Annotated in this window: 21 protein-coding genes; 5 read left to right on the forward strand and 16 right to left on the reverse strand. The window is 68.4% G+C overall.

Annotation, left to right across the window (positions count from 1 at the left end):
- Positions 1–125 precede the first annotated feature (125 nt).
- Both ABZ195_RS06045 and ABZ195_RS06050 read left to right on the forward strand, forming a co-directional pair.
- Positions 126–1,019 carry a helix-turn-helix domain-containing protein gene (locus tag ABZ195_RS06045; protein ID WP_355215752.1) on the forward strand — a complete coding sequence of 298 codons (894 nt, stop codon included), beginning with the start codon at positions 126–128 and terminating at the stop codon, positions 1,017–1,019.
- Between the two features lie 116 nt (positions 1,020–1,135).
- Entirely contained in the window at positions 1,136–2,803 is a 1,668-nt protein-coding gene (locus tag ABZ195_RS06050; RefSeq protein WP_355215754.1) for a DUF222 domain-containing protein, read from the forward strand.
- On the opposite strand, the gene ABZ195_RS06055 is transcribed toward ABZ195_RS06050, so the two are convergent.
- Genes ABZ195_RS06055 through ABZ195_RS06085 form a run of 7 tightly spaced genes read right to left on the reverse strand, consistent with a single transcriptional unit; the run spans position 2,800 to position 10,642 of the window.
- A complete protein-coding gene (locus tag ABZ195_RS06055) occupies positions 2,800–4,890 on the reverse strand; it encodes a RecQ family ATP-dependent DNA helicase (RefSeq protein WP_355215756.1) in 2,091 nt (696 codons plus the stop codon). The two genes, ABZ195_RS06050 and ABZ195_RS06055, sit on opposite strands and share 4 nt — an antisense overlap.
- Before the next feature lie 31 nt (positions 4,891–4,921).
- On the reverse strand, positions 4,922–6,106 hold the full coding sequence (locus ABZ195_RS06060; protein WP_355215758.1) for a serine hydrolase domain-containing protein: 1,185 nt from the start codon (positions 6,104–6,106) through the stop codon (positions 4,922–4,924).
- Positions 6,096–6,812 (reverse strand): TIGR03943 family protein, encoded by a 717-nt coding sequence (locus tag ABZ195_RS06065; protein ID WP_355215760.1) that lies wholly within the window; start codon positions 6,810–6,812, stop codon positions 6,096–6,098. The genes ABZ195_RS06060 and ABZ195_RS06065 overlap by 11 nt, the downstream gene beginning before the upstream one ends.
- A complete protein-coding gene (locus tag ABZ195_RS06070; protein ID WP_355215762.1) occupies positions 6,809–7,801 on the reverse strand; it encodes a permease in 993 nt (330 codons plus the stop codon). The genes ABZ195_RS06065 and ABZ195_RS06070 overlap by 4 nt, the downstream gene beginning before the upstream one ends.
- 37 nt (positions 7,802–7,838) lie before the next feature.
- The gene (dmpG, locus tag ABZ195_RS06075; RefSeq protein WP_355215764.1) at positions 7,839–8,900 is read right to left on the reverse strand and encodes a 4-hydroxy-2-oxovalerate aldolase; all 1,062 of its coding nucleotides are present in this window, start codon (positions 8,898–8,900) and stop codon (positions 7,839–7,841) included.
- Entirely contained in the window at positions 8,897–9,847 is a 951-nt protein-coding gene (locus ABZ195_RS06080) for an acetaldehyde dehydrogenase (acetylating) (protein WP_355215766.1), read from the reverse strand. Before ABZ195_RS06080 ends, dmpG begins: the two co-directional genes overlap by 4 nt.
- Before the next feature lie 9 nt (positions 9,848–9,856).
- Complete coding sequence (locus ABZ195_RS06085) at positions 9,857–10,642, reverse strand: 2-keto-4-pentenoate hydratase (protein ID WP_355215768.1); 786 nt, start codon at positions 10,640–10,642, stop codon at positions 9,857–9,859.
- Between the two features lie 71 nt (positions 10,643–10,713).
- Between ABZ195_RS06085 and kstD the strand changes: the two genes are divergently transcribed.
- From kstD to ABZ195_RS06100, 3 genes are all read left to right on the forward strand, one after another.
- Positions 10,714–12,396, forward strand: coding sequence for a 3-oxosteroid 1-dehydrogenase (gene kstD, locus ABZ195_RS06090; RefSeq protein WP_355215770.1), 1,683 nt, complete (start codon positions 10,714–10,716; stop codon positions 12,394–12,396).
- Between the two features lies 1 nt (position 12,397).
- Positions 12,398–13,258 carry a MaoC/PaaZ C-terminal domain-containing protein gene (locus tag ABZ195_RS06095; RefSeq protein ID WP_355215772.1) on the forward strand — a complete coding sequence of 287 codons (861 nt, stop codon included), beginning with the start codon at positions 12,398–12,400 and terminating at the stop codon, positions 13,256–13,258.
- A 125-nt stretch (positions 13,259–13,383) separates the two neighbouring features.
- Positions 13,384–14,295, forward strand: coding sequence for a DUF1942 domain-containing protein (locus ABZ195_RS06100; RefSeq protein WP_355215774.1), 912 nt, complete (start codon positions 13,384–13,386; stop codon positions 14,293–14,295).
- Positions 14,296–14,300: 5 nt separating this feature from the next.
- Here ABZ195_RS06100 and ABZ195_RS06105 read toward each other — a convergent pair whose 3' ends face one another.
- The 9 genes from ABZ195_RS06105 to ABZ195_RS06145 all read right to left on the reverse strand — a co-directional run bounded on the left by ABZ195_RS06105 (position 14,301) and on the right by ABZ195_RS06145 (position 23,884).
- Positions 14,301–15,845 carry a serine/threonine-protein kinase gene (locus tag ABZ195_RS06105; protein ID WP_355215776.1) on the reverse strand — a complete coding sequence of 515 codons (1,545 nt, stop codon included), beginning with the start codon at positions 15,843–15,845 and terminating at the stop codon, positions 14,301–14,303.
- Positions 15,846–15,990: 145 nt separating this feature from the next.
- The gene (locus tag ABZ195_RS06110; RefSeq protein WP_355215778.1) at positions 15,991–16,671 is read right to left on the reverse strand and encodes a hypothetical protein; all 681 of its coding nucleotides are present in this window, start codon (positions 16,669–16,671) and stop codon (positions 15,991–15,993) included.
- Between the two features lie 21 nt (positions 16,672–16,692).
- Positions 16,693–17,778, reverse strand: coding sequence for a hypothetical protein (locus tag ABZ195_RS06115; RefSeq protein ID WP_355215779.1), 1,086 nt, complete (start codon positions 17,776–17,778; stop codon positions 16,693–16,695).
- A 75-nt stretch (positions 17,779–17,853) separates the two neighbouring features.
- Entirely contained in the window at positions 17,854–19,023 is a 1,170-nt protein-coding gene (locus ABZ195_RS06120) for a lipid-transfer protein (protein ID WP_355215781.1), read from the reverse strand.
- Positions 19,023–19,442, reverse strand: coding sequence for a MaoC family dehydratase (locus ABZ195_RS06125; protein WP_355215783.1), 420 nt, complete (start codon positions 19,440–19,442; stop codon positions 19,023–19,025). Before ABZ195_RS06125 ends, ABZ195_RS06120 begins: the two co-directional genes overlap by 1 nt.
- On the reverse strand, positions 19,424–20,389 hold the full coding sequence (locus ABZ195_RS06130; RefSeq protein ID WP_355215785.1) for a bifunctional MaoC family dehydratase N-terminal/OB-fold nucleic acid binding domain-containing protein: 966 nt from the start codon (positions 20,387–20,389) through the stop codon (positions 19,424–19,426). Before ABZ195_RS06130 ends, ABZ195_RS06125 begins: the two co-directional genes overlap by 19 nt.
- A 31-nt stretch (positions 20,390–20,420) precedes the next feature.
- Entirely contained in the window at positions 20,421–21,584 is a 1,164-nt protein-coding gene (gene fadE29 / locus ABZ195_RS06135; protein ID WP_355215787.1) for an acyl-CoA dehydrogenase FadE29, read from the reverse strand.
- A 2-nt stretch (positions 21,585–21,586) separates the two neighbouring features.
- The gene (locus ABZ195_RS06140; protein WP_355215789.1) at positions 21,587–22,621 is read right to left on the reverse strand and encodes an acyl-CoA dehydrogenase family protein; all 1,035 of its coding nucleotides are present in this window, start codon (positions 22,619–22,621) and stop codon (positions 21,587–21,589) included.
- A 21-nt stretch (positions 22,622–22,642) separates the two neighbouring features.
- On the reverse strand, positions 22,643–23,884 hold the full coding sequence (locus ABZ195_RS06145) for a cytochrome P450 (RefSeq protein ID WP_355215791.1): 1,242 nt from the start codon (positions 23,882–23,884) through the stop codon (positions 22,643–22,645).
- Between the last annotated feature and the right edge of the window lie 87 nt (positions 23,885–23,971).

Below are 23,971 nucleotides of genomic sequence, written 5' to 3' on the forward strand. Positions count from 1 at the left end.
GGACTGCGGCCTCCCGGTGATCCAAACCCGCCCAGCGCGGTCCATTATTGGACCGCGCTGGTACATTTACCGACCTGACACTAGAACGTGTTCTAATTCGAGTCAACGTCGGCGGAGGAGGCGCGATGACCGACAGAGCCTCGCCGCCAACTCAGCGGGTCGTCGCGATCCTCGACTTCCTGGCCCGCCATCCGCACGACCGATTCGGACTGTCCGACCTGGCCCGACGCGTCGAGCTGAGCAAGCCCACGTGTCTCGGCATCCTGACCACTCTCGCCGATTCGGACTACCTGATTCGCGACGCGCAGGACAAGACCTACCGGCTTGGACCGCGCCTCATCTCGCTCGGACACACCGCGCAGGAGTCGATGCGCGTCAGCCCCACTGCCCGCGAGGAACTGGCTCGTCTGGCCGGGGCCTACGACACCACCGCGGCGCTGTCGGCGGTGATCGAGGACCGAATCACCCTGCTGGAGCTGGTCGGTCCGCAGAGCGCCGACGTCGGAGTGCGGGTGGGTCAGAGTTATCCGTTCGCGCCACCCGTCGGCTTGATGTTCGTGCTGTGGGACGACGAGGCGCTGCGCAGTTGGCTGGGCAAGGAGCCGACGATCCCGCTGCGCACCGATTCCGAACGCCTCGACCGGGTGGTGGCCGAATGTCGCCGGGAGGGGTACCTCGTCGAGCGACTGACTCCCAGCGGGCGCCGGCTCTACGCGCTGATGGCGGGCATGTCGAGCACCCTTCCACAGGAGTTGCGCGCACTGCTGGGCGAGATGATCTCCGACATCGGTGAACGGGTCTACCTCAGCAGCGAGGTGGCGACGGGTGCGGGACGGTCGAAGAAGCGTCAGGACATCAGCGTCATCTCCGCACCGGTCTTCGATCATCATCGCAGGCAAGCGATGGTGATGTCGTTGCAGATCGGGCGGGCGCTCACCGACGCCGAGATCGCCAAGCGGGCACGCAGCCTGGTGGCGAGTTCCCGGGTCCTCACCGCGCAGCTTGGCGGGCGGGCCTAGCACTCCCGTCCGACATTTTCAGCGGCATGGGCCTGGTTGTCCACAGACTGACGTGTTATCCACAGAACGCTTGTAGCAGAACGCTTTTCGTCAGACCCGCGCCATAGACTGGACTCATGTTCGATCAGTTGGTGGACGCCACGACCGGCACCCGCGGGGCAGGAGCCCTGTCGGCGTGGGCCCGGGTGGAGAACGCGGCGTGCGCCCGTCGGGTGGCGACGATGGCGGCCATGCTCGACGAGGCCCATGCCGCGTCGGGATCCGCGGATCGCGACCAATGGTGCCTGGACGATTTCGACGCCGTCGCCGCGCATATCGGCGCCGCCCAACGCATCACCCCCGGCGCAGCGGGCAATCAACTGCTGATCGCGGTCGCACTGCACGAACGCTTCCCTCGCGTCGCCGCGGTCTTCGCCGACGGGCTCATCACCTACCAGCTGGTCCGCACCGTGGTGACGCGGGCCGCTCTGGTCGTCGACCCCGACGCCCTACGGACGTTGGACGCTTTACTGGCCGAGGCGTTCGGTTCATGGGAGCCGATGTCGGTGGACAAGACCGAGAAGGCGATTGACGCGCTGGTGGCGCAGGTTGACCCGCTGGCGGTGCGGCGGACCGAGACCAAGGCGCGGAGTCGATCGGTGGAGATCTCCATCGACGAGGACGGCAGCGGTATGGCCACCCTGTACGCCACCCTGTTCGCCCATGATGCGAAGGCGTTGCAGGCCCGACTGCGAGCCCTGGCCGCCACCGTGTGCCCCGCCGACCCGCGGACCGCCGACCAACTCCGCGCCGACGCCTTCGGCGCTGGTGGGAACGACCGCATGGCCTGCCTCTGCGGCACCGACGACTGCCCCGCCGCCCAGAACCCACCCGCCACCGGAGTGGTGGTCTACGTCATCGCCAGCGAAGAGACACTGACCGATCCGGCACCCGAATACGAGACGCCCGCACCGCCACCGCCGGCGCCGCCGGCGCCGCCGGCGCCCGAGACGCCCGCACCGCCACCGGAAGTACCCGCCGCCGAGGCCGCACCAGAACCCGACGTCGCATCGGAGCCCGACGAAGCTGCGCCACACGACGACTCGAGGCCGACCACGACTCCGACGCCCACCGACGAATCCGCCGCCCTCGACGGCGACCACCCACCGCTTATCGACACGCCCCTACGCGACCTCACCCTCACCGAGGCCCTCACCCCGACACCCGGCACGCTGGCCAACCTGCGCCCCGCGGCCTTGATGGGCGGTCAATTCCTCCCCGGGGCGATCGCCCGCCGCGCCACCATCGGAGCCACCCTCACCCCGATCGTGCACCCCGGGCAAGCCCCACCCGAACAGCGGTACCGACCATCCAAGAAGCTGGCCGACTTCATCCGCTGCCGCGACATGACCTGCCGCTTCCCCGGCTGCCGCATGCCCGCCACGAATTGCGATGTGGATCATACGATTGCGTGGCCACACGGACCGACCACCGCATCCAACCTCAAATGCCTATGCCGTCGACACCACTTGCTCAAGACGTTCTGGGGTGGCGAGAATGGTTGGCGCGACAGACAACTCGACGACGGCACCGTTCTGTGGACTGCACCGGATGGCCAGGAATTCATCACCACACCGGGCAGCCGACTGCTCTTCCCCGAACTGTCCAGACCCACTGCCACGGTGACGACGACCGGCCGACCCACACCGCACACCGCGGGACTCACCATGCCGCGCCGGGCGACCACCCGCGCCCAAGACCACGCACACCGCATTCAGCGGGAACGTGAGCCGGACGCGTACTAGCTGGTGCTGGCAAGAGCGAACGGCAGCACCTCCGGCGCACCGGCAGCGGCGACCACGCGCGCCGCCATGGTGATCGTCCAGCCGGTGTCGGTCATGTCGTCGACCAGCAGCACCGGCCCACCGGCGCCCGCTATGACGGCCGGATCTGGCGCGAGCCAACCACCCTCGAGCGAGGCGACCCGGTAGGCGGAGTTGGCCGCCGTCACCGGTCGACGTTCCGGTGCGTACTGAAGCGTCCCGAGATCGGTCAGCCGTCCGAGTCGCGCCAGCTCGCGCGCCAACGAACCGATGAGCACGGGATGGCGGGCGGAGTCCATCGCGAGCACGGCGGTCGGCCTGGTCGCCCAGTCCCACGACGCCAGCACCTTCACCGCCGCCTGGACGACCTCGTCGGGTACCTCGGCGTCCGGCTCGTCGAGCAGTCTCCGCAGCCGCGCTCCCCAGCCCAGGTCGGTCAGCCGGCCGATCACCCGACCGGCCGCAGGTCCGTCGCCGATCTTGCCGCTGAGGCTGACTCCGAGCTTCACCAACCCCGAGGGCCACTGCCTTCGAGGGGCGATCTCGACACCCGGCCGCATCAGCCGCTGGCGGGTGTCCTCGGCCGAGGACGGATCGACCGACGCGTCGTACCGTGTGCCGGTGCAGTTGTCGCAGCGCCCGCACCGCTCACCCTCGGCGAGCTCCGGGTCGTCGAGCTGCCCGCGCAGGAACGCCATCCGGCATCCCTCGGTGACCTGGTAGTCGAGCATCGCCTGCTGCTCGCGCTTGCGGGCCTCGTCGAGCTTTCGGTACCGCGCCTCGTCGTACTCCCACGGCACCCCGGTGCCGACCCAGCCGCCCTTCACCCGCCGCACCGCCCCGTCGACGTCGAGCACCTTCAGCACCATCTCCAGCCGGGTCCGCCCCAGATCCACCAGCGGCTCCAGCCCAGGCGTCGACTGCGGCCGCTCGGACTCGAGGGCGTCGATCACGTTGCGCACCATGGCCTCCGACGGAAACGCCACCGACGAGAAGTAGCGCCAGACGTCCTGGTCCTCGTGGCCCGGCAACAGCACCACTTCGGCACTCGCCGTCGACCGGCCCGCGCGACCGACCTGCTGGTAGTAGGCGATCGGTGACGACGGCGCGCCCAGGTGGACGACGAACCCGAGGTCGGGCTTGTCGAACCCCATCCCGAGTGCGGAGGTGGCGATCAGCGCCTTGACGCGGTTGCCCAAGAGGTCGGCCTCGAGTTGTTCGCGCTCGGAGGTCTCGGTCGCTCCGGTGTAGGCCGCCACCGGATGCCCCTGATCGCGCAACAACGCCGCGACGTCGTTGGCCTGCGCCACGGTCAGCGTGTAGACGATGCCCGACCCCGGCAGCGAATCGATGTGCGCGGCGAGCCAGGCCGCGCGCTGGGCCGGGTTGCCCGCCTTGACCACCGACAGCCTCAACGACTCGCGATCCAAGCCGCCGCGCAGCACCAGCGTGTCCTGACCGCCGACGCCGAGCTGGCTCGCCACGTCGTCGACGACGCGGTCGTTGGCGGTGGCGGTGGTCGCCAGCACCGGAACGTCGGTGCCCAGTTCGGCGATCAGCGTGCGAATGCGTCGATAGTCCGGCCGGAAGTCGTGGCCCCAGTCCGACACGCAGTGCGCTTCGTCGACGACGACCAGGCCAGCGTCATGGGCGAGAGCGGGCAGTACCTGATCGCGAAAGTCGGGATTGTTCAGTCGTTCCGGACTCACCAGCAGGACGTCGAGGTCTCCGCCGCGCACCCGCTCGTGGATCTCGGACCAGTCGGTGACGTTGCTCGAGTTGATGGTGGCCGCACGGACACCGGCCCGGTCGGCGGCCTGCACCTGGTTGCGCATCAGTGCCAGCAGGGGCGAGACGATGACCGTCGGACCGTGCCCGCTGGCACGCAGCAGCTTGGCCGCGATGAAGTACACCGCCGACTTGCCCCACCCGGTGCGTTGCACGACCAACGCGCGACGCCGCTGCACCACCAGCGCCTCGATCGCGATCCACTGGTCGTCGCGCAGCACCGCCTCGGGTCCGGCCAGCTGCTCGAGGATGGTCTGCGCCTGCTCGCGGGTGGCCTCCATGCCCTACATCGTGCCGGTACGGTCCGACGAGCTAGAGACCGAGGCAGCGTCTCAGCGCCGCGGTCAGGTCGTTCGCGCGATGATCACGCGGCGCGATGAGGTTGTTGACGTAGCCAAAGCCCGTCCCGCTGTCGGCGTCGGCGAACCCCAGGCTGCCGCTGGCACCGTCGTGCCCGAACGACGACGCCGACAGCAGTGGCCTGAACGGTATGCCGTCGACCAGGAACCCCGTCGAGAACCGGATCCCCGGCGGGCTGAGCGCACCGGACCAGCCGTCCCCCGCCGAGCGCACCGTGACCGCGTCGGCGATCGACGCGGCGGAGAGCAGCGGTTCACCGGTAATGGGTGCGACCGCCGAGGCGTACATCGTCGCCAACGCGCGGGCGTCGAGGATGCCGTTGGCGGCCGGGATCTGCGCGGTGTGCACGGCAGAGGTGTTGAAGTCGCCCGCGCACCCGTCGATCAACGAAAAGGGAAACGCCGATCCCAGCGTGACGGCGCGAACCGCAGACGCCTTCCCGATGCGTCGCAGGATCGCGGGCATCGCGCGGTAACCGGTCCGCAGTAGCCGCGAGCGCGGAGCGTGCATCCGGGCCACCCGATGCTCGATCCCCGACGGCACGCCGATCCACGCGTCGACCCCGAGTGGTTCGGTCAGGTACGCGCTCAGCAGGGCCCCCGGCATCATGCCGGTGGTACGGCGCAGGATCTCTCCGGTGAGCCAACCGAACGTCAGCGGGTGATAGGCGAAGGCCGTCCCCGGTGTCCAGAGCGGACGCTGCGCCTCGATGGCGCGGATCACCGGATCCCACGCCAGGACGTCGTCGAGGGTCAGATCGGCGTCCAGCGCCATCAGGCCGGCCCGGTGGGCGAACACGTCGCGAATCACGATGTCCTGCTTGCCTTCTGCGGCGAACTCCGGCCACACCGATGCCACGGGCGCGTCGAAGCCGAGCAGTCCGCGCTGCTGCGCGAGGTATCCGCACAGCGCCATCAGACCCTTGGTGACCGAGAAGCCCACGGTCAGGGTGTCGGCCGTCCACCGCCGGCCCGTGGTCGCATCGGCGACGCCGCCGTACACGTCCACCACCAGCCGGCCGTCATGGTGCACCGCGCACGCCGCACCCATCTCCGAGCCGCGTCGGAAGTTGTCGGCGAACGCGTCCGCGACGGGACCGAAGCCCTCGTCGGCGAACCCCGAGACGTCAGTAGGCATACGTGTTGGCCGGCTTGTCGATTGGCGTGACGCTGGTGACCGTCATGGTCGGGATGTACCCGTCATTCGCGTGTGAGGACCCGGGCACGATCTGACCTTCGATCTTGAGCCAGGTGTCCTCCGGGCGCTCGGCCGCGGTCGGTGCGGCGGGACCAGTCAGGTGGACGCGGGCGAGCTGCGCGTCGGCCGCGCAGCACACGATGACGACGCGCCCGAGGTCGACGCCGCCCGCCTGGTGCAGGGTGAAGCCGGTGAGCGTGATCGACCTTCCCGCAAGGGAATTCGTCGAATCGGCGGCAGCCCGCATCACCACCTCGGGTAGCGACACCGTCGGCGCGTCCCCCGGGGGCAGGGGCGGGAACGCGCGCCGTTGCGGTGCGCTGACCGCCGCCGGTGTGGCACCGCGGGCATCCAGCGCCGGCGGGACGACGAAGGCCACCATCGCAATGGGGATCAACAGCAGCCAGCCCAGCCACGGCTGGTGCCGGTGCCCGTGGTCGTCGTCGCCGTGCGGGTGCGCATGGCGACTCGACCGTAGATCTCGCACGACGGCCACCAGACCGAGGGCCACCAGCGCGGCCGCCGCGAGCGCGAGCCAGGGCAGCAGGCCCGGCCTCACGTAGTTCAGGTAGGTGCCCTTCACCAGCATCACCGCGGTGCTCAACCCGACGAGCAGCAACATCAGGTTCTGCGTGCTGCGGCTCACGACCCACCCCCGAGGATGGCCACGCCGACGACGGTCGCGACGACGCTGGCCACCACCAACGTGGCCGGGCCGAAGCGCATCGCGAACGGGCGGCCGAACATGCCCGCCTGCATCGCGGACAACTTCACGTCGAACGCCGGGCCCACCACCAGGAAGACCAACCGCGGCACCAACGGAACCATCGTCAAACTCGCGACGACGAACGCGTCGGCCTCCGAACACAGCGCCAGCACCGCGGCCAGCAGCGCCATCGTCACGACCCCGACGACGAGGTTGCCAGCCAGGTGCTCGAACACCCACGCGGGCACCAGCACGTGCAGCGCCGCCGCGGCTGCCGCTCCCACCACGAGGTAGGACGCCGCCTGCAGGAAGTCGTGCCGGGCCGCCTCGGTGAACACGACCCATCGCGACGACCCGTCGGGCGCGGACGCGGGCAGATCCCTGGTCACCCACTCGTCCTTGCCGAACCGCGACCACAGCAGCCCCATGACGACCGCGGTGACGAGGGAGGCCACGCACCGTGCGAGCACCATCGCCGGCTGGCCGGGAAACGCGACGGCGGTCGCGACCAACACCACCGGGTTGATCGCCGGCGCCGACAGCATGAAGGTCAGGGCAGCCGCGCCGTTGGTGCCCGGGCCAAAGAGCCTGCGCGCCACGGGCACCGAACCGCATTCGCACCCCGGGAGGGCTGCGCCGCCCACGCCGGCCACCGCCACCGCGAGGGCCGGCCGCCGCGGCAGCCAACGCTGCAACCGCTCGGCGCTGACGAAGGCGGCGATCAGCCCGCTGACCACCACCCCGAGAACCAGGAACGGCAGCGCTTGGACGAACACCCCGCAGAACACCGTCGCCGCGGTCCGCAACGCCGAGCTGTCGGCGACGAAACCGCTGACCAGCCCCGCCGAGGACGCCAAGCCAATCAGACCGAGCAGCAGGACCTCGAGGGAACCGACGCGTCGCCTGGTGTGGGCTGGGGCAGCGGTCACCCGGGCCATGATGCCCCGCCCGACTGTGAATCCGGCGTCAGGCCGTGGCGGCGGCCGCGTCCATTTCGCGTTTGATCTCCAGCGCGATGTCGATGAGTTGGTCTTCTTGGCCGCCGATGAGTTTGCGTTGACCGGCGCGGTGAAGAAGTTGATGTGCGGGCACGCCGTACCGCTCGGACTGCCGGATGGCGTGCTTGAGGAAGCTGGAGTACACCCCCGAATACCCCATCACCAGTGCGTTGCGGTCGAGGAGACACTCGGCGGGCATGGCCGGGCGCACCACGTCCTCGGCGGCGTCGGCGATCTCGAAGAAGTCGATCCCGGTCTTGACCCCGATCTTGTCGAACACCCCGATCATCGCCTCGACCGGCGCGTTACCCGCACCCGCGCCGAAACGCCGGGTGGACCCGTCGATCTGCTTGGCCCCCGCCCGCACCGCGGTCACCGAATTCGCCACCCCCAGACCGAGGTTCTCGTGACCATGAAAACCCACCTGCGCGTCGCCACCGAGTTCGGCGACCAACGCCCCCACCCGGTCGGCCACCCCTTCCAACACCAACGCACCCGCCGAATCCACCACGTACACGCATTGGCAGCCCGCATCGGCCATGATCCGCGCTTGGGCGGCGAGCTTCTCCGGGGAGATGGTGTGGGCCATCATCAGGAACCCGACGGTCTCCAACCCCAGGTCGCGAGCGAACCCGAAATGCTGGACCGACACGTCGGCCTCGGTGCAGTGCGTGGCGACGCGGCAGATCGAGCCACCGTTGCCCTGCGCCTCCTTGATGTCGTCCTTGGTGCCCAGACCCGGCAGCATGAGGAACGCGATCTTGGATTCGGTGACCGTCTCGGCGGCCAGCTTGATCAGCTCCTGCTCCGGGGTCTTGGAGAATCCGTAGTTGAAGCTCGACCCGCCGAGCCCGTCGCCATGGGTGACCTCGATGACCGGCACGCCCGCGGCATCCAGCGCGGCCACGATCGACCGCACCTCCTCGGCGGTGAACTGGTGGCGTTTGTGATGAGACCCGTCACGCAACGACGTGTCGGTCATCCGGACATCCCAGACCGGGTTGAAGAAGACGCCCTCGCTGACGCTCATGCGTGACCTCCCGACCGGACCGTCTGCTCTTCGCGCAAGCGCTCATCGCCGCAGCCAGCAATTTCCTTGGCGATCTCCTCGCCCACCTTCGTCGCCGCGGCGGTCATGATGTCCAGATTCCCCGCGTACGGCGGCAGGTAGTCCCCGGCACCCTCGACTTCGACGAAGACCGTCACCAACGCCTGACCGCCCGAGTGCACCGACGGCGGGTCGAACTGCGGTTCGTTGAGCAACCGGTAGCCGGGCACGTAGGTCTGCACCTGCGCTGCGACGTCCTTGATCGACGCCGTGATCGCGTCCTGGTCGGCGTCTTCGGGGATGGCGCAGAAGATGGTGTCGCGCATGATCATCGGTGGTTCCGCCGGATTCAGGATGATGATCGCCTTGCCGCGCCGGGCACCACCGATCACCTCGATGCCCCTGCTGGTGGTCTTGGTGAATTCGTCGATGTTGGCCCGCGTCCCCGGTCCCGCCGACGCCGAGGACACCGACGCCACGATCTCGGCATAGGGCACCTCCACGACGCGACTCACCGCGTAGACCATCGGAATGGTGGCCTGCCCACCACAGGTCACCATGTTGACGTTCGGAGCGTCCAGATGCTCACGCAGATTCGCCGGCGGAATCACCCCCGGCCCCACCGCGGCCGGCGTCAGATCGATCGCCCGGATCCCGGCGGCCGCGTACTTCGGTGCGGCGTCGCGGTGCACGTACGCACTGGTCGCCTCGAACACCAGGTCCGGTTTCTCGTCTCGGGCCAGCAGCCAATCCACGCCTTCGTGCGAGGTCTCCAACCCCAACGTCCGAGCCCGCGCCAACCCCTCACTGTCGGGGTCGATGCCGATCATCCAGCGCGGCTCCAGCCAGTCCGACCTGAGCAGTTTGTACAGCAGGTCGGTGCTGATGTTGCCCGACCCCACGATCGCGACGGTTGCCTTGTCCGGCATGCCTTCTCCTTATTCGAATGACAGTCGGACTGAACCCAGCCCGATGAAGTCCGCGACGAAGTCGTCGCCGGGGCGGGCGTCGATCGCCCGCGTGCACGACCCCGGCAACACGACGTCCCCCGCCCGCAACCGCACCCCGAACTGGTCGACCTTGCGGGCCAACCACGCCACCGCGGTCACCGGGTTGCCCAACACCGCGTCGCTGCGCCCCTCGGCCACCACCTCACCGTTGCGGGTCAACACCGCCTCGATCGCCCGGACGTCGACGTCCTTCGGCGACACCCGATCGGCACCCAGCACCCACCCCGCCGAGGACGCGTTGTCGGCGATCGTGTCGCACAACTTGATCTTCCAGTCGGTGATCCGCGTGTCGATCAACTCGATCGACGGGGCGAACGCCGCCGTCGCCGCCAGCACGTCGTCCTCGGTGCACCCCGCACCAGGCAGGTCGTCGGCGAGGATGAACCCGACCTCGACCTCCACCCGCGGATACAGGAACGTCCCCGCCGGCACCGGCCGGTCCTCGAAGACCTCCATGTCGTCGAGCAAATGACCGTAATCCGGCTCGTCGACGCCCATCATCTGCTGCATCGCCTCCGACGACAAACCCACCTTGTGCCCGATCACTCGGGCCCCGTCAGCCACCCGCGCCCGGATGTTGACCAACTGAATCTCGTAGGCGTCGACCACGTCGATCTCGGCAAACCGATCGGTCAACGGCGTGATCGCAACCTTGCTGCGCTCAGCCTCAGCCAACTCGGCAGCCAACTCGGCACGCGCTGCAGACGACAACATCGGTGAAGTCCCCTCGTTTCGTCGACCGGCACAGTTGTGGGTCGGCCGGGCAATTCTATAACGTGTTCTACATGACTCAACAGGAGTACGACGTCGTCGTGGTCGGAAGCGGCGCCGCCGGCATGGTGGCCGCACTCACCGCCGCCCACCAGGGACTCTCGACAGTAGTCGTCGAGAAGGCTCCGCACTATGGAGGTTCCACCGCCCGATCGGGAGGTGGCGTCTGGATTCCGAACAACGAAGTGCTCAAACGTGACGGGGTCAAGGACACCGCCGAGGCCGCGCGCACCTACCTGCGCACGATCATCGGCGACGTCGTCGAGCCGGAGAAGATCGACACCTATCTGGACCGTGGACCGGAGATGCTGTCGTTCGTGCTCGAGCACTCGCCGCTGAAGCTGTGCTGGGTGCCCGGGTACTCCGACTACTACCCGGAGGCCGCCGGCGGCAAGCCGACCGGGCGATCGGTCGAGCCCAAGCCGTTCGACGCCAAGAAACTCGGACCGGACGAGTCGGGCCTCGAGCCGCCGTACGGCAAGGTCCCCATGAACATGGTGGTGATGCAGCAGGACTACGTGCGGCTCAATCAGCTCAAGCGCCATCCTCGAGGAGTGCTGCGCAGCCTCAAGGTCGGCATCCGTGCGACGTGGGCGAAGGCCACCGGCAAGAATCTCGTCGGCATGGGCCGCGCCTTGATCGCACCGATGCGCATTGGCCTCCAGAAGGCCGGGGTGCCAGTGCAACTCAACACCGCGCTGACCGATCTGTACGTCGAGGACGGTGTCGTCCGCGGCGTCTGGGTGCGCGACACCACCGAACCGGAGAGCGCCGAGCCCCGGCTCATCAAGGCCCGCCGCGGCGTCATCCTCGGCAGCGGTGGCTTCGAGCACAACGAGCAGATGCGGCGCAAGTATCAGCGCGCCCCCATCACCACCGAGTGGACCGTCGGCGCAGTCGCCAACACCGGCGACGGCATCGTCGCCGCCGAGAAACTCGGGGCGGCACTGGAATTGATGGAGGATTCCTGGTGGGGTCCGACGGTCCCGCTGGTGGGGGCACCGTGGTTCGCCCTGTCCGAGCGCAACTCCCCCGGCTCGATCATCGTCAACACCTCGGGCAAGCGATTCATGAACGAGTCGATGCCCTACGTCGAGGCCTGCCACTGGATGTACGGCGGCGAGTTCGGCCAGGGTGACGGCCCCGGTGAGAACGTGCCCTCCTGGCTGGTGTTCGACCAGCAGTACCGCGACCGCTACATCTTCGCGGGACTTCAACCGGGACAGCGCATTCCGAAGCGATGGCTGGAGTCCGGCGTCGTCGTCAAGGCCGACACCATCGAGGAGCTGGCCGAGAAGACCGGTCTGCCGCTCGGTGAGTTCAACGACACCGTGGAGCGGTTCAACGGCTTCGCCCGCACGGGCGTCGACGAGGACTTCCATCGCGGCGAGAGCGCCTATGACCGCTACTACGGCGATCCGACCAACAAGCCCAACCCCAATCTCGGCGAGATCAGTCACGGGCCGTTCTATGCGGCCAAGTTGGTGCCCGGCGACCTGGGCACCAAGGGCGGCGTCCGCACCGACGTCCACGGCCGTGCGCTGCGCGACGACGGTTCGGTGATCGACGGGCTCTACGCGGCGGGCAACGTCAGCTCGCCGGTGATGGGTCACACCTATCCGGGTCCCGGCGGAACCATCGGCCCCGCCATGACGTTCGGCTACCTCGCCGCGCTGCACCTGGCCGGAACGGCCTGACGTGCCGATCGACCTCGACGAGGCAATCGGCGCCGAACTCCCGCCGGTCGAATTCTCCTGGAGCAGCAGCGACGTACAGCTCTACCACCTCGGTCTCGGAGCAGGGGCCGACCCGATGGATCCGCGCGAGTTGCGCTACCTCGCCGACGACGTGCCCCAGGTGCTGCCGACGTTCGGCTGCGTCGCGCAGACGTTCCACGCGACCGAGGCGCCGACGGTCAAGTTCCCCGGCATCGACGTCGAGCTGTCGAAGGTGCTGCACGCCAGCGAGACCGTCACCGTTCCCGGGCCCATCCCGGCCTCGGGGTCCGGCCGGGCAGCCACCCGCATCACCGACGTGTGGGACAAGGGCAAGGCAGCGGTCATCTGGTCGGAGACGACGGTGACCACGCCCGACGGCAAGCCGTTGTGGACCCAGCGGCGCTCCATCTTCGCTCGTGGCGAGGGCGGCTTCGGCGGAGAACGTGGTGCGTCGACCTCGGTGGAACCGCCGAACCGCGCTCCGGACGTCGAGCTGACGATCCCGACGCTGCCGCAACAGGCGCTGTTGTATCGGCTCTGCGGTGACCGCAACCCGCTGCACTCCGATCCCGACTTCGCTGCGGCGGCAGGCTTTCCGAAGCCCATCCTGCACGGGTTGTGCACCTACGGCATCGGCGCCAAGGCTCTGGTGGACCGATTCCTAGACGGCGACGCGTCCCGCGTTGGTTCCTACGGCGCCCGTTTCGCCGGCGTCCTGTTTCCCGGCGAGACCCTCGTCGCACGCGTGTGGGAGGAGGGCGGCCGACTGCTCGCCGTCTTCGTGGCACCCGGGCGCGACGACGCGGTGGTGCTCTCGGGAGTGGAGCTGACGCCGGCCTGAATCCGGCGCCGTCACACGCCGTCGAATTGGTGTCCGGCCCGCCCCCCCGGCAGCTGATAGCTTCGATGCACGACTGTTTCCGTAGGGGGGACGTCGCAGTCTGGACTTACTGGGAGGCACGTCACGTGAAGATCACCTCAGCCTTGGTGGCAGCTGCCGCCGCTGCCGCGGTCGGTTCCATTGGTTTCATCGGCGCGCCCATCGCCGCCGCCGACGACCTGACCACCACCACGTTCGGCAACGAGGGCAGGCTGACGAACGGAGACGTGGTCCAGGGCTGGACGATCAGCAACCTCAAGCCCAGCACCGACGTCATCCCCCACCCGGTCACCGGCACGCTGTGGGAGGCCACGGCGACGGATCAGGCCATCGAGGGCAACGTCACCCCGATCGTCTCGAACCTCAACGCGCGCGCCAAGAGTGGCGAGACCTACCGCGTGTTGTTCGGAGCTGCGACCCCGCAGGGCGTCAACCCGGCGACCATCGCCCAAGGCGAGAAGACCAGCGGCAAGGTCTACTTCGACGTCACCGGCGACGTCCCCGACAGCGTCGTCTACAACGCCGTCGGCCAAGACCTGCTGGTGTGGGTGCAGCCGCCGCCGCAACTTCCCACGCAGCGCGGCGGCGGAAGCTACTCCTCGTCGTCGCCTGCCTCCACCGCCACGCCCGCGACCCCGGGAGCAGTTCCCGGCGCGCCGGTCGGCGCCGAGGCCGTGCCGGGCGCCGTCCTGCCGGCTGGCAGCGCGGGCACGCCGATTCCCGCCGGCAGCCAGGGAACCCCGCTTGCGCCGGGTAGCCAGGGCACGCCGGTCCCGGGTGCCACTCCGATGGCCCCCGCTCCCGCCGGAACCGAGGGTGCGCCGCTACCCGCCAGCGTTCAGGGGGGCTCCGCGCCCACCGGCAGCCAGGGCACGCCGTTGCCCGCTGGCGCTCCGTCAGCCGCACCAGCCGCCGCAGCCGCGCCGACCGCGGCAGGCACGCCGGCCGTGGCGCCTGCCGCACCGACGACGACTCTGATCGCTCCGCCGCCGGCCTGACCCGATCAGGAGTGGCTCGACCACCACACGTAGAGCTGGTCGAGGTTGGGGCCACTCTGCGCGCCGTCGACGGAGGCCAGCGTCAGCTTGCCGGTGTCCGTCCAGGCCAGGGTCGGCACGTCGTCACGGTAACCGCAGACGAGCGTGCCGCTGACCAACTGTGGCGTGGCGTTGCGGCGCCACGCCCCTGGTGACTGAATGTTGCCGGGACAGTTGACCACTCGCATGTCGCCGACCACCGCGCCGAACGCCGCCTGCAATCCCGTGACGTCTGCGAACGAGGTGAACGTCGACGCCGGCGGGCCACCGGCATCGGTGTTCTGCGTGCATCCGAACTTCGCCAGGGCGGCCTGCGGCACGTCCACCGCCGTGCACGCCGCGGAGGGGTAACCCGGGGGTAGCGCACTTCGAAGACGTTGCTGCGCAGCGGCATTCACTGATGACGTCGTGGTCGACACCGACTCCGTCGAGGAGGATTCGGTGCGATCGGACGACGGCCACAACGCCCACACCGCCAGCGCGATCACCGCCACTCCCGCCACGCCCGCCGCCCCCACCGGTCCGACGGGGAACTGCTTGCGCTTAGGTCTGGGCGCCCGGGGGTCGACCGTCAACGGCTCGGTGTAGAGATTGGCGAAGGTGTCCCCCACGGGCGCCGGACCGTAGTTCGGCGGCGCGACCGCCGACCGCGGACCCATCGCCTCGATCTTCTCGGTGAGAGCTCGCGCGAAGTCCGAGCAACGTGCGAAACGACTTTCGGGCCGCTTGGACAGCGCCACCGTCAGAACGGGGTCCAGGGCGGCGAGTTCCGGTTGCCGCGCCCCCAGCGTCGGCGGCTTCGAGTTGAGGTGGTCGTGGATCACCTCGGCGGGATCCGGGCTGGGGAACGGCGGTTCGCCGGTCAGGAGCTGATACGCCGTCGCCGCGAGCGCATACTGGTCGGCCCGCGGGCCGACTTCGTCGCCCGACAACTGCTCCGGTGCGCAGTAGGCGACCGTGCCGATCGCCGTCGTCGACGCGGAGACGTCGTCGACTTCGTTGATGTCGCGGGCGATGCCGAAGTCGGTCAACAGGATTCGCTGTTCACCGTCGTCGTCGAGGTGGGTCAGCATGATGTTGGCCGGCTTGACGTCACGGTGCAGCAGACCACGCTTGTGAGCGCTGTCGAGGGCACTGGCGACGGCGGTGACGATGCGGGCCACGTCGTCGGCGGGCATGCCGGCGGGGTGTCGTTCGGCGATCAGCCGGGACGCGTCGAGTCCGTCGACGTAGTCCATCGAGATCCACAGCTGGCCGTCGGCCTCACCGCGATCGTGAACCCCGACGATGTTGGGGTGCCACAACGTCGAGGCAAGGTCGGCTTCGCGGTTGAAGCGAGCGCGGTACTCGGTATCCGCCGACCACGCCGAGGGAAGCAACTTGAGTGCGTCACGTCTCGGCAGCCGGGGATGCTGGGCGAGATAGACCCGGCCCATTCCACCGGATCCCAACAGGGCGATGATCTCGTAACCGGCGAAGGTCTGACCGATCGTCAGCTCGTCGTCCGGCAAGGGCGGGAGAGAAGGCCACTCATCGGGCGGTGGCGAACTCATTGCCGTACCTCCGAGTCGCTCAGTCTGACCTCGTGATGCTCACGCGTCGCCAATGAGCGTAGTGCTCGGCGCCGCCCGAGGTCGCGTACGCCTCGGCGCGGGATCACATGTTTCGTTCGACGCCGTCTGCGCGCTGCGGCGGTGCGACGGGCGCGGGACCGGCGCCGTGCGGCGCCGGACCGGCGACGGCATGATCGAGCGGCGGCCGCGCCTCCCTGGTCTCGCGTTCGCGTTCCCGGTCGTCGCGTTCCCTCTGCTCCGGTGACTGCTCCTGGCTCGTCGACGCGTCGTCCCGGGCCTGCTGCGGTGGTGCCGCCGCGCCCGAGCCGCCGGCGCCCTGGGCACCTGCCGACTGACCGCCCGCCGGCTGACCGGACCCGCCATGCGAGCCGCCACCGCCCTGAGCCGATCCCATGGCCTGCTGAATCATCTGACCGAATTGGCCTGCCTGCTGGCCGAGCTGCTGGGCGGGCCCGCCCGCCTGCTGCGCCATCTGGCCGAGCTGTCCCAGCATCTGGCCGAACTGACCGACGGACTGCCCGCCCTGATCGTCGGCGTTCTCATACGCGCTCTGCGCCGATCCCAGCTTGCCGGCGAACATGGTCTCCTTGGCCTGCAGCGCGGCGACGCTGGCCGCCATCGGCGCGGTCAGGGTCGGCAGCACGCCGGCGATCGTCATGCTCATCGCGTCCTCACCGGGCGGCAGCATCGGTACCTCGGGCAGCTGCACACTCGCCGGATCCCAGTTCAGGGCACCGGGTGTGTGCATCGGATCCATCGACATCAGCACCCACCTCCTTCACGCTCACCAGTCATCGTCGACCTCGTCCTCGCCGTAGTCCAGCGGGGGCGGCGCCGCCAGCGACGAGCCGGTACCGCCGCTCTCACCACGCTGCTGGCCCATCATGCCCATGCCGCCGCCCATCCCACCGGCTCCCGCGCTGACCGGCGCCAGGCCTGCGATCGCCCCACCGCTCGCGCCCGCCGGGCGCACCGACACGTCACCGGAACTGCCGACCAGATTGGCCAGCGCCGGCGACTGCGGCGACAGGCCACCGGATCCCGGCAGTCCTGCGGCCTTCACCATCCCGCCGCCCGCACCCGCACCCGCACCACCGGCCAGGGGGTGGTTGGAGAACGCCGAGAAGGGCGACACCGATCCAAGCCCCGTACTGCCCTTGCCGCCCGCCGACATCAACTGCTGCAACGGCTGCATGATCTGCTGAAGCGGCTGCATCAGCTGCTGGGGGGCTTGGGCCAGCATGCCGCCGATCTGCTGCGGCAGCTGCATCGCCATCTGGCCCATCTGCATCATCATCTGCATCGCCTGCTGCGAGCCCTTGTCCGCGGCCTGCGACGCCTGAGCGGTGCCGGGAGGAGCACCCGGATTGGGGATGTTCGGTGGCACGCCCAGACCCGAGGCCAATTCGGTCGAGTTCGCGTTGACGATCGCGATGTTCTGCGACAGCCCCATCTTGATCCGGCTCTGCACCAGCTCCTGGGCATTGCCGAACGGCATCGCCGACAACGCCTCGCACTCCTGCTGCACCTCTTGGGCGGTCACGTTCACCAACATCTTGGTCTTCGCGACCGTGGCCTCCATGGTCCGCAGCTTCAGCGCGATCGCCGCGGCCTGGGCGCCGTTGGCCTCGTGGCCGGCGACGATCGTGGTCGCCTCACCCCCGGCGGCCAGGGCGCTGGCGCCCTTCCACTGGTCGGCCATCTGCATCATCTGCCCCTGCTGCTGGGGCACCACCGAACCGGTGATCTTGGCCGCCAGCGCCTCGTACTGCGCCGCGGCGGCAGCCAGCGATTCCTCGTCGACGTTGGGCCAGCCAGGGCCCGTCACCGTCTGTGAACCAAACGGGCTGCTGTCGGGTGGCACACCCACGACTCGGCTCTCCTCCCGGGCGATTTGCTACCTGGGTCGAGATTACCGCCGCATCGGGGGGTGAGTGCGCACGAACTAACCCAGGATCAATCCCGACGTCGGCACGCCGGTGCCGGCGGTGACCAAGACGTGCTCGACGTCGGGCACGGGGTTGACCGACGTGCCCCGCAACTGCCGAACACCCTCGGCGATGCCGTTCATTCCGTGGATGTAGGCCTCGCCGAGCTGGCCGCCGTGGGTGTTGATGGGCAACCGCCCGCCGATCTCGATCGCGCCGTCGGCGATGAAGTCCTTCGCCTCACCCCACCCGCAGAATCCGAGCTCCTCCAGCTGGATCAGCGTGAACGGGGTGAAGTGGTCGTAGAGGATCGCGGTCTGGATGTCGGTGGGCTTCAGCCCGGATTGCGCCCACATCTGCTTGCCCACCAGGCCCATCTCGGGCAGACCGTCGAGTTCGGGACGGTAGTAACTCACCATCGAGTACTGGTCGGGGCTGGCGCCCTGGGCGGCGGCCTCGATGACGGCCGGCCTGTTCTTCAGATCCTTGGCCCGCTCGGCCGAGACGATGACCAGTGCCACACCGCCGTCGGTCTCCTGGCAGCAGTCGAGCAGGCGTAGCGGTTCGGCGATGAACCGGGAGGCCTGGTGCTCCTCGATGGTGATCGGCTTCTCGTAGAAGTAGGCCTTCGGATTCTTGGCGGCGTGCTTGCGGTCGGCGACCGAGATGGCCCCGAAGTCCCGGCTGGTCGCGCCGGACAGGTGCATGTAGCGTTTGGCGATCATCGCGACTTGGGCGGCGGGAGTGGACAATCCGTGCGGATAGGAGAACGAGTTGTCGACGCCGGTTGAGTCGGCGTTCTCGACCAGTCGCATCTGCACCTGGCCGAATCGCATCCCGGACCGTTCGTTGAACGCACGGTAGGCCACCACGCAGTCCGCGATTCCGGTGGCGACGGCCATCGCGGCTTGCTGCACGGTCGCGCAGGCCGCGCCACCGCCGTGATGGATCTTGGAGAAGAACTTCAGATCACCGATGCCGGTGGCTCGGGCCACGGCGACCTCGGTGTTGGAGTCCATCGTGAACGTGGTCATGCCGTCGACGTCGGCGGGCGTCAGGCCGGCGTCGTCGAGTGCGTCGAGGACGGCCTCGGCGGCGAGCCGCAACTCGCTGCGCCCGGAGTTCTTGGAGAAGTCGGTGGCACCGATCCCGACGATCGCCGCCTTGCCGGACAGTTCACCGGGCATCACGCACCTCCCGTCACGAACGTGGCGGTGGCGATCACGTGATCGCCGAGGCTGTTGGCGCCCACGATGTTCAGAGTGACGACCTCGCCCTCCACCGCGGTGACCTCACCGGAGAACGTCACCGTGTCGTAGGCGTACCAGGGCACGCCGAGCCGCAACTTGATGGACGTGATCCGCGCGTTTGGCCCCGCCCAATCGGTGACGAACCGCTCGACCAGGCCGGTGTCGGTGAGGATGTTGACGAAGATGTCCTTCGACCCCTTGGTCTGAGCCTTGTCGCGGTCGTGGTGCACGTCCTGGTAGTCGCGCGTGGCGATCGCCGTCGACACGATGAACGTCGGGTCGCCGTAGAGCTTGAGTTCGGGCAACTTGGCTCCTACGTGAATGGCTGGCGCGGCGCTCACGCGACGGGCTCCCATGCGTAGTTGGTCCAGGCGGGTCCGACGTCGTTGGCCGGGAAGTCGACGAACATGGCGCGCACGGGCATTCCGATCTCGACGCGAGTGGGGTCGACATTGCGCAGCTCGCCGAGCATCCGGACGCCCTCCTCCAGCTCGACGAGCGCGATGACGAAGGGCGGGGTACGGCCGGGCACCTTGGGGGCGTGGTGCACGACGAAGCTGAACACCGTGCCGGTGCCGGTGGCGACGACGTAGTCGGTGGTCTGCTCGCGGTCGAGCCAGAGCGCGGGCACCGGCGGGTGCTGCAACGTGCCGTCGGCGCGCTTCTGAACGCGAATCTCGTGTGCGTTGACGCCGTCCCAGAAGAACTTGGTGTCCTTCGACGAGGCGGGCCGCATGGCGTTGTCCGGATCGAGGTCCGCGGGCACGGATGATTCGCTCGACTCGTCCGCCTGTGCGGGGATGAACTTCATGATGCGCCACATCATCTCGGCGACTGGCTCGTCACCCACCGACCACGTGATGGTTTGGGTGATGAAGAAGGCCTCGCCCAGCGCGGTCCTCTTGGGGCCGACCACGTCGGTGAGCTCCGCGGTGACGCTCACCTCCTCACCGGGGAGCAGGTAGCGGTGGTAGGTCTGCTCGCAGTTGGTCGCGACGACGCCGACATAGCCTGCAGCGTCGAACAATTCGAGGATCTTGCCCAGTGGGTCGTCGTCGGGGCGTACCCCGCCCAGACCCATCATCGTCCACACCTGGATCATCGCTGGCGGGGCGACCACACCGGGATGGCCGGCCGCCCGGGCAGCGTCGTCGTCGTGATAGATCGGGTTGGCGTCGCCCAGGGCGTCAGTCCAGTGGTCGATCATCGGCTGGTTCACCGGATGGCGTCCCGCCCGCGGCGCGCTCCTGCCCTCGGCCTTGACCCGCTCGGCGGCCGCCCGGATGTCGTCGACGGCGCCCACTACCGTGTCGAACTTTCTTCGCGCAAGCGGCTCATCGCGGAACCCGCGGCACGTTGAGGCCAGACGCCGCGATCATCTCCCGCATCACTTCGTTCACACCGCCACCGAAGGTGATCACCAGGTTGCGCTTGGTCTGACTGTCCAGCCATTCGAGCAACTCGTGGGTCGACGACTCGGCGGGGTTGCCGTACTTGCCGACGATCTCCTCGGCGAGTCGACCCACCCTCTGAATGCGTTCGGTGCCAAAGACCTTCGTGGCCGCGGCGTCAGCGATGTTGATCTCCTCGCCCCCGGCGGCGACCTGCCAGTTCAACAGCTCGTTGACGCGCCAGATGGCCTTGATCTCGCCGAGCATGCGGCGGACGTCGTCGTGCTCGACCGGAGTCACGCCGTTGCCGCCCGGCTTCGACGCCCAGGCGTGCACCTTGTCGTAGATGGCCGCGACCTTGCCGGCCGGTCCGAGCATGACGCGCTCGTGGTTGAGCTGCGTGGTGATCAGACGCCAGCCGGCGTTCTCCTCGCCGACCAGCATCTCGACGGGCACGCGAACGTCGTTGAAGTACGTGGCATTGGTGTGGTGTGCGCCGTCGGACAAGATGATCGGCGTCCACGTGTAGCCGGGGTCGGACGTGTCGACGATGAGAATCGAAATGCCCTTGTGCTTCACGGCTTCCGGATCGGTGCGCACGGCCAGCCAGACGTAGTCGGCGTCGTGCCCTCCGGTGGTCCAGATCTTCTGGCCGTTGACGACGTATTCGTCGCCGTGGCGGACCGCACTGGTGCGCAGCGACGCGAGGTCGGTGCCCGCCTCCGGCTCGGAGTAGCCGATGGCGAAGTGCACGTCACCCGACAGGATCCCGGGCAGGAACTTCTTCTTCTGCAGTTCGGTCCCGTACTTCTGCAGCGTCGGGCCGACGGTCTGCAACGTCACCGCAGGCAGGGGGACGTCGGCGCGAGCCGCCTCGTTGACGAAGATCTGCTGCTCGATCGGCCCGAAACCGTGGCCTCCGAACTCCTTTGGCCAGCCGACGCCCAGCTTGCCGTCGGAACCCATCCGTTTGATGATCGCGCGGTAGGCCTTCCCGTGCCGATCGGTCTCCATCTCCGCGGCCTCTTCGGCAGAGATCAAATTCGTGAAGTACTGCCGCATCTCAGCCTGCAGCTCGCGCTGCTCGGGGGTCAGTTCGATGTACATGTCTAGCTCCCGTCGCTTCGCTCGCCCAGCACGGCTCCCACCAGTTCGAGCCGATGTGATGGACCACCCAGCAGCCGGGTGAGGTCCTTGATCGAGGAGTAGTACCGGTTCATCGGGTAGGTGATGTCCATTCCCATGCCACCGTGCAGATGGTGGCACGTCTGCATCACCGGCGGCGCCTGTGAGGCAAGCCAATACCCGAGGACGTCGAGATCGTCGTCGGCGTCGCGTCCCTCGGCGAGCCGCCACACGGCCGAGGTCGCAGCCAACGAGAGGGTGCGCGAGGCGATGTAGACCTCGGCCAACTGGGCCGCCACCGTCTGGAACGTCGACAGCGGCCTGCCGAACTGCTCGCGCTTGGCGACGTAGTCCGCGGTCAACCGAAGCGCACCGGCCACCAAGCCCGCCGCGAACGCGCCGCTGGAGGCCAGCACCAGCTGGTTGACCCGGTGCACGGCATCGACGCCGGTCAGCACGTCGACTTCCGGCACTGTGACGTCGGCGAACGTGACGGCGTATTCGTCGGACCCGTTCGCGGACGGCGTCTTGGTCAGCGTGACGCCCTCGGCGGTGGACGATACGACGACGACACCGTCGTCGGTCGTCACCAGGATCCAATCCGCCTGTGCCGCATAGGGCACGCCGATCTTGGTGCCAGAGAGCTTGCCGCCGTGCAGGTTCGTCGACGGCCGTTCCGGCAGGGAGGACCCCGGCTCGTTGAGCGCCGCGGTCAACACGCCACCGCCCGCCACGCCGGAGAGCCAACGGTCCTGCTGGTCATCGGAAGCCAACGCCAACAACGGAATGAGGCCGTAGCCGAGCGTCGCCAAGGCCGGGCTCACCATGCCGTGCCGTCCGATCTCGGTGAGCGCGGTGGTGATCTCGGGTAGCCCCAATCCGTCACCACCGAGTCTGTCCGGAACGCCGAACGCGAGGACGCCGCCCGCGACGAGCGCATCCCAGGTGTCGTCCCGCTCGAGTGCCGACGTCACCACGTCGGCGACGGCCCGTTGTCCTTCGTCGGGACTGAAGTCCACCTGAAACCCTCCTCGATCCGTCTAGCTCGACGCGCCGGTGTAGTCGACCTGCCAGTGCTTGATTCCGTTGAGCCATCCCGACCGTAGCCGCTCGGGTTCGCCGACGGGCGTGAGATCGGGCATGTGGTCGGCGACCGCGTTGAAGATCAGATTGATCGTCATGCGGGCCAGATTGGCACCGATGCAGAAGTGGGCACCCGTGCCGCCGAACCCCACGTGCGGGTTGGGGTCACGCCGGATGTCGAACGTGTGCGGATCGTCGAAGACGTTCTCGTCGAAGTTCGCCGAGCGGTAGGACATCACCAGCCGCTGGCCCTTCTTGATCGGCACGCCCGCGAGCTCGGTGTCCTCCAGGGCCGTCCGCTGGAATGCCGACACCGGTGTGGCCCAACGGATGATCTCGTCGGCAGTGGTGGACGGCCGGTCCTTCTTGTACAGCTCCCACTGGTCGGGGTTGTCCGCCATCGCGATCATGCCGTGGGTGATGGAGTTGCGGGTGGTCTCGTTGCCGGCGACCGCGAGCATGATGACGAAGAAGCCGAACTCGTCGTCGGAGAGCTTCTCGCCCTCCACATCGGCCTGGATCAGCGTGGTGACGATGTCGTCGGTCGGGTTCTTGCCCCGCTCGTCGGCCATGGCCATCGCGTACATGATCAGTTCCATCGACGACTGGGCCGGGTCGACGTCGGCGAACTCGGGGTCCTCGCCGCCGGTCATCTCGTTGGACCAGCGGAACAACTTGTCGCGGTCCTCCTGCGGAACACCGAGCATGCCGGCGATCGCCTGCAGCGGCAGTTCGCAGCTCACCTGCTCGACGAAGTCACCGCTGCCCTCGGCCGCCGCGGTCTTCGCGATGTTCTGGGCACGCTGGCTCAGTTCCTCCTCCAGCCGCCCGATGGCCCGCGGGGTGAAACCCCGGGAGATGATCTTGCGCAGTCGGGTGTGATGCGGCGCGTCCATGTTGAGCATCACGGCGCGCTGCATCTCGACCGACTCGCGCGTCATCTCCTTTGGCCACGTCGGGATGGCGCCGTTCTGCCAACTGGAGAAGACGTCACTGCGACGCGACACCTCCTTCACGTCGGCGTGCTTGGTGACGAGCCAGTAGCCGTTGTCCTCGAAGCCTCCGGCACCGCCGGGAATGTCGACCCAGTGGATCGGTTCGGACTTGCGCAACTCGGCGAGCTCGTCGACGGGCAGACCAGCCAGGTTGACGTCCGGATCGAGGAAGTCGAAGTCGGCGGGGAAATTCAGGGGGGCCATATATGTGCACTCCTAATTGCAACGTGTTCTAGTGCCAGTAAAACATGCCTTCACTGCAGATCAAAGGCGCAGGCGCATCGCAGCTTG

This window comes from Mycobacterium sp. NPDC006124, assembly GCF_040614235.1.
In the GTDB taxonomy this organism is placed as follows: domain Bacteria; phylum Actinomycetota; class Actinomycetes; order Mycobacteriales; family Mycobacteriaceae; genus Mycobacterium.

Excerpts from the sequence above, each read along its gene's own strand:
- ABZ195_RS06045 (WP_355215752.1), top strand. The coding sequence starts at position 126 with ATGACCGACAGAGCCTCGCCGCCAACTCAGCGGGTCGTCGCGATCCTC.
- ABZ195_RS06050 (WP_355215754.1), top strand. The coding sequence starts at position 1,136 with ATGTTCGATCAGTTGGTGGACGCCACGACCGGCACCCGCGGGGCAGGA.
- ABZ195_RS06055 (WP_355215756.1), bottom strand. The coding sequence starts at position 4,890 with ATGGAGGCCACCCGCGAGCAGGCGCAGACCATCCTCGAGCAGCTGGCC.
- ABZ195_RS06060 (WP_355215758.1), bottom strand. The coding sequence starts at position 6,106 with ATGCCTACTGACGTCTCGGGGTTCGCCGACGAGGGCTTCGGTCCCGTC.
- dmpG (WP_355215764.1), bottom strand. The coding sequence starts at position 8,900 with ATGAGCGTCAGCGAGGGCGTCTTCTTCAACCCGGTCTGGGATGTCCGG.
- ABZ195_RS06080 (WP_355215766.1), bottom strand. The coding sequence starts at position 9,847 with ATGCCGGACAAGGCAACCGTCGCGATCGTGGGGTCGGGCAACATCAGC.
- ABZ195_RS06085 (WP_355215768.1), bottom strand. The coding sequence starts at position 10,642 with ATGTTGTCGTCTGCAGCGCGTGCCGAGTTGGCTGCCGAGTTGGCTGAG.
- kstD (WP_355215770.1), top strand. The coding sequence starts at position 10,714 with ATGACTCAACAGGAGTACGACGTCGTCGTGGTCGGAAGCGGCGCCGCC.
- ABZ195_RS06110 (WP_355215778.1), bottom strand. The coding sequence starts at position 16,671 with ATGTCGATGGATCCGATGCACACACCCGGTGCCCTGAACTGGGATCCG.
- ABZ195_RS06120 (WP_355215781.1), bottom strand. The coding sequence starts at position 19,023 with ATGCCCGGTGAACTGTCCGGCAAGGCGGCGATCGTCGGGATCGGTGCC.
- ABZ195_RS06125 (WP_355215783.1), bottom strand. The coding sequence starts at position 19,442 with ATGGGAGCCCGTCGCGTGAGCGCCGCGCCAGCCATTCACGTAGGAGCC.
- fadE29 (WP_355215787.1), bottom strand. The coding sequence starts at position 21,584 with ATGTACATCGAACTGACCCCCGAGCAGCGCGAGCTGCAGGCTGAGATG.
- ABZ195_RS06145 (WP_355215791.1), bottom strand. The coding sequence starts at position 23,884 with ATGGCCCCCCTGAATTTCCCCGCCGACTTCGACTTCCTCGATCCGGAC.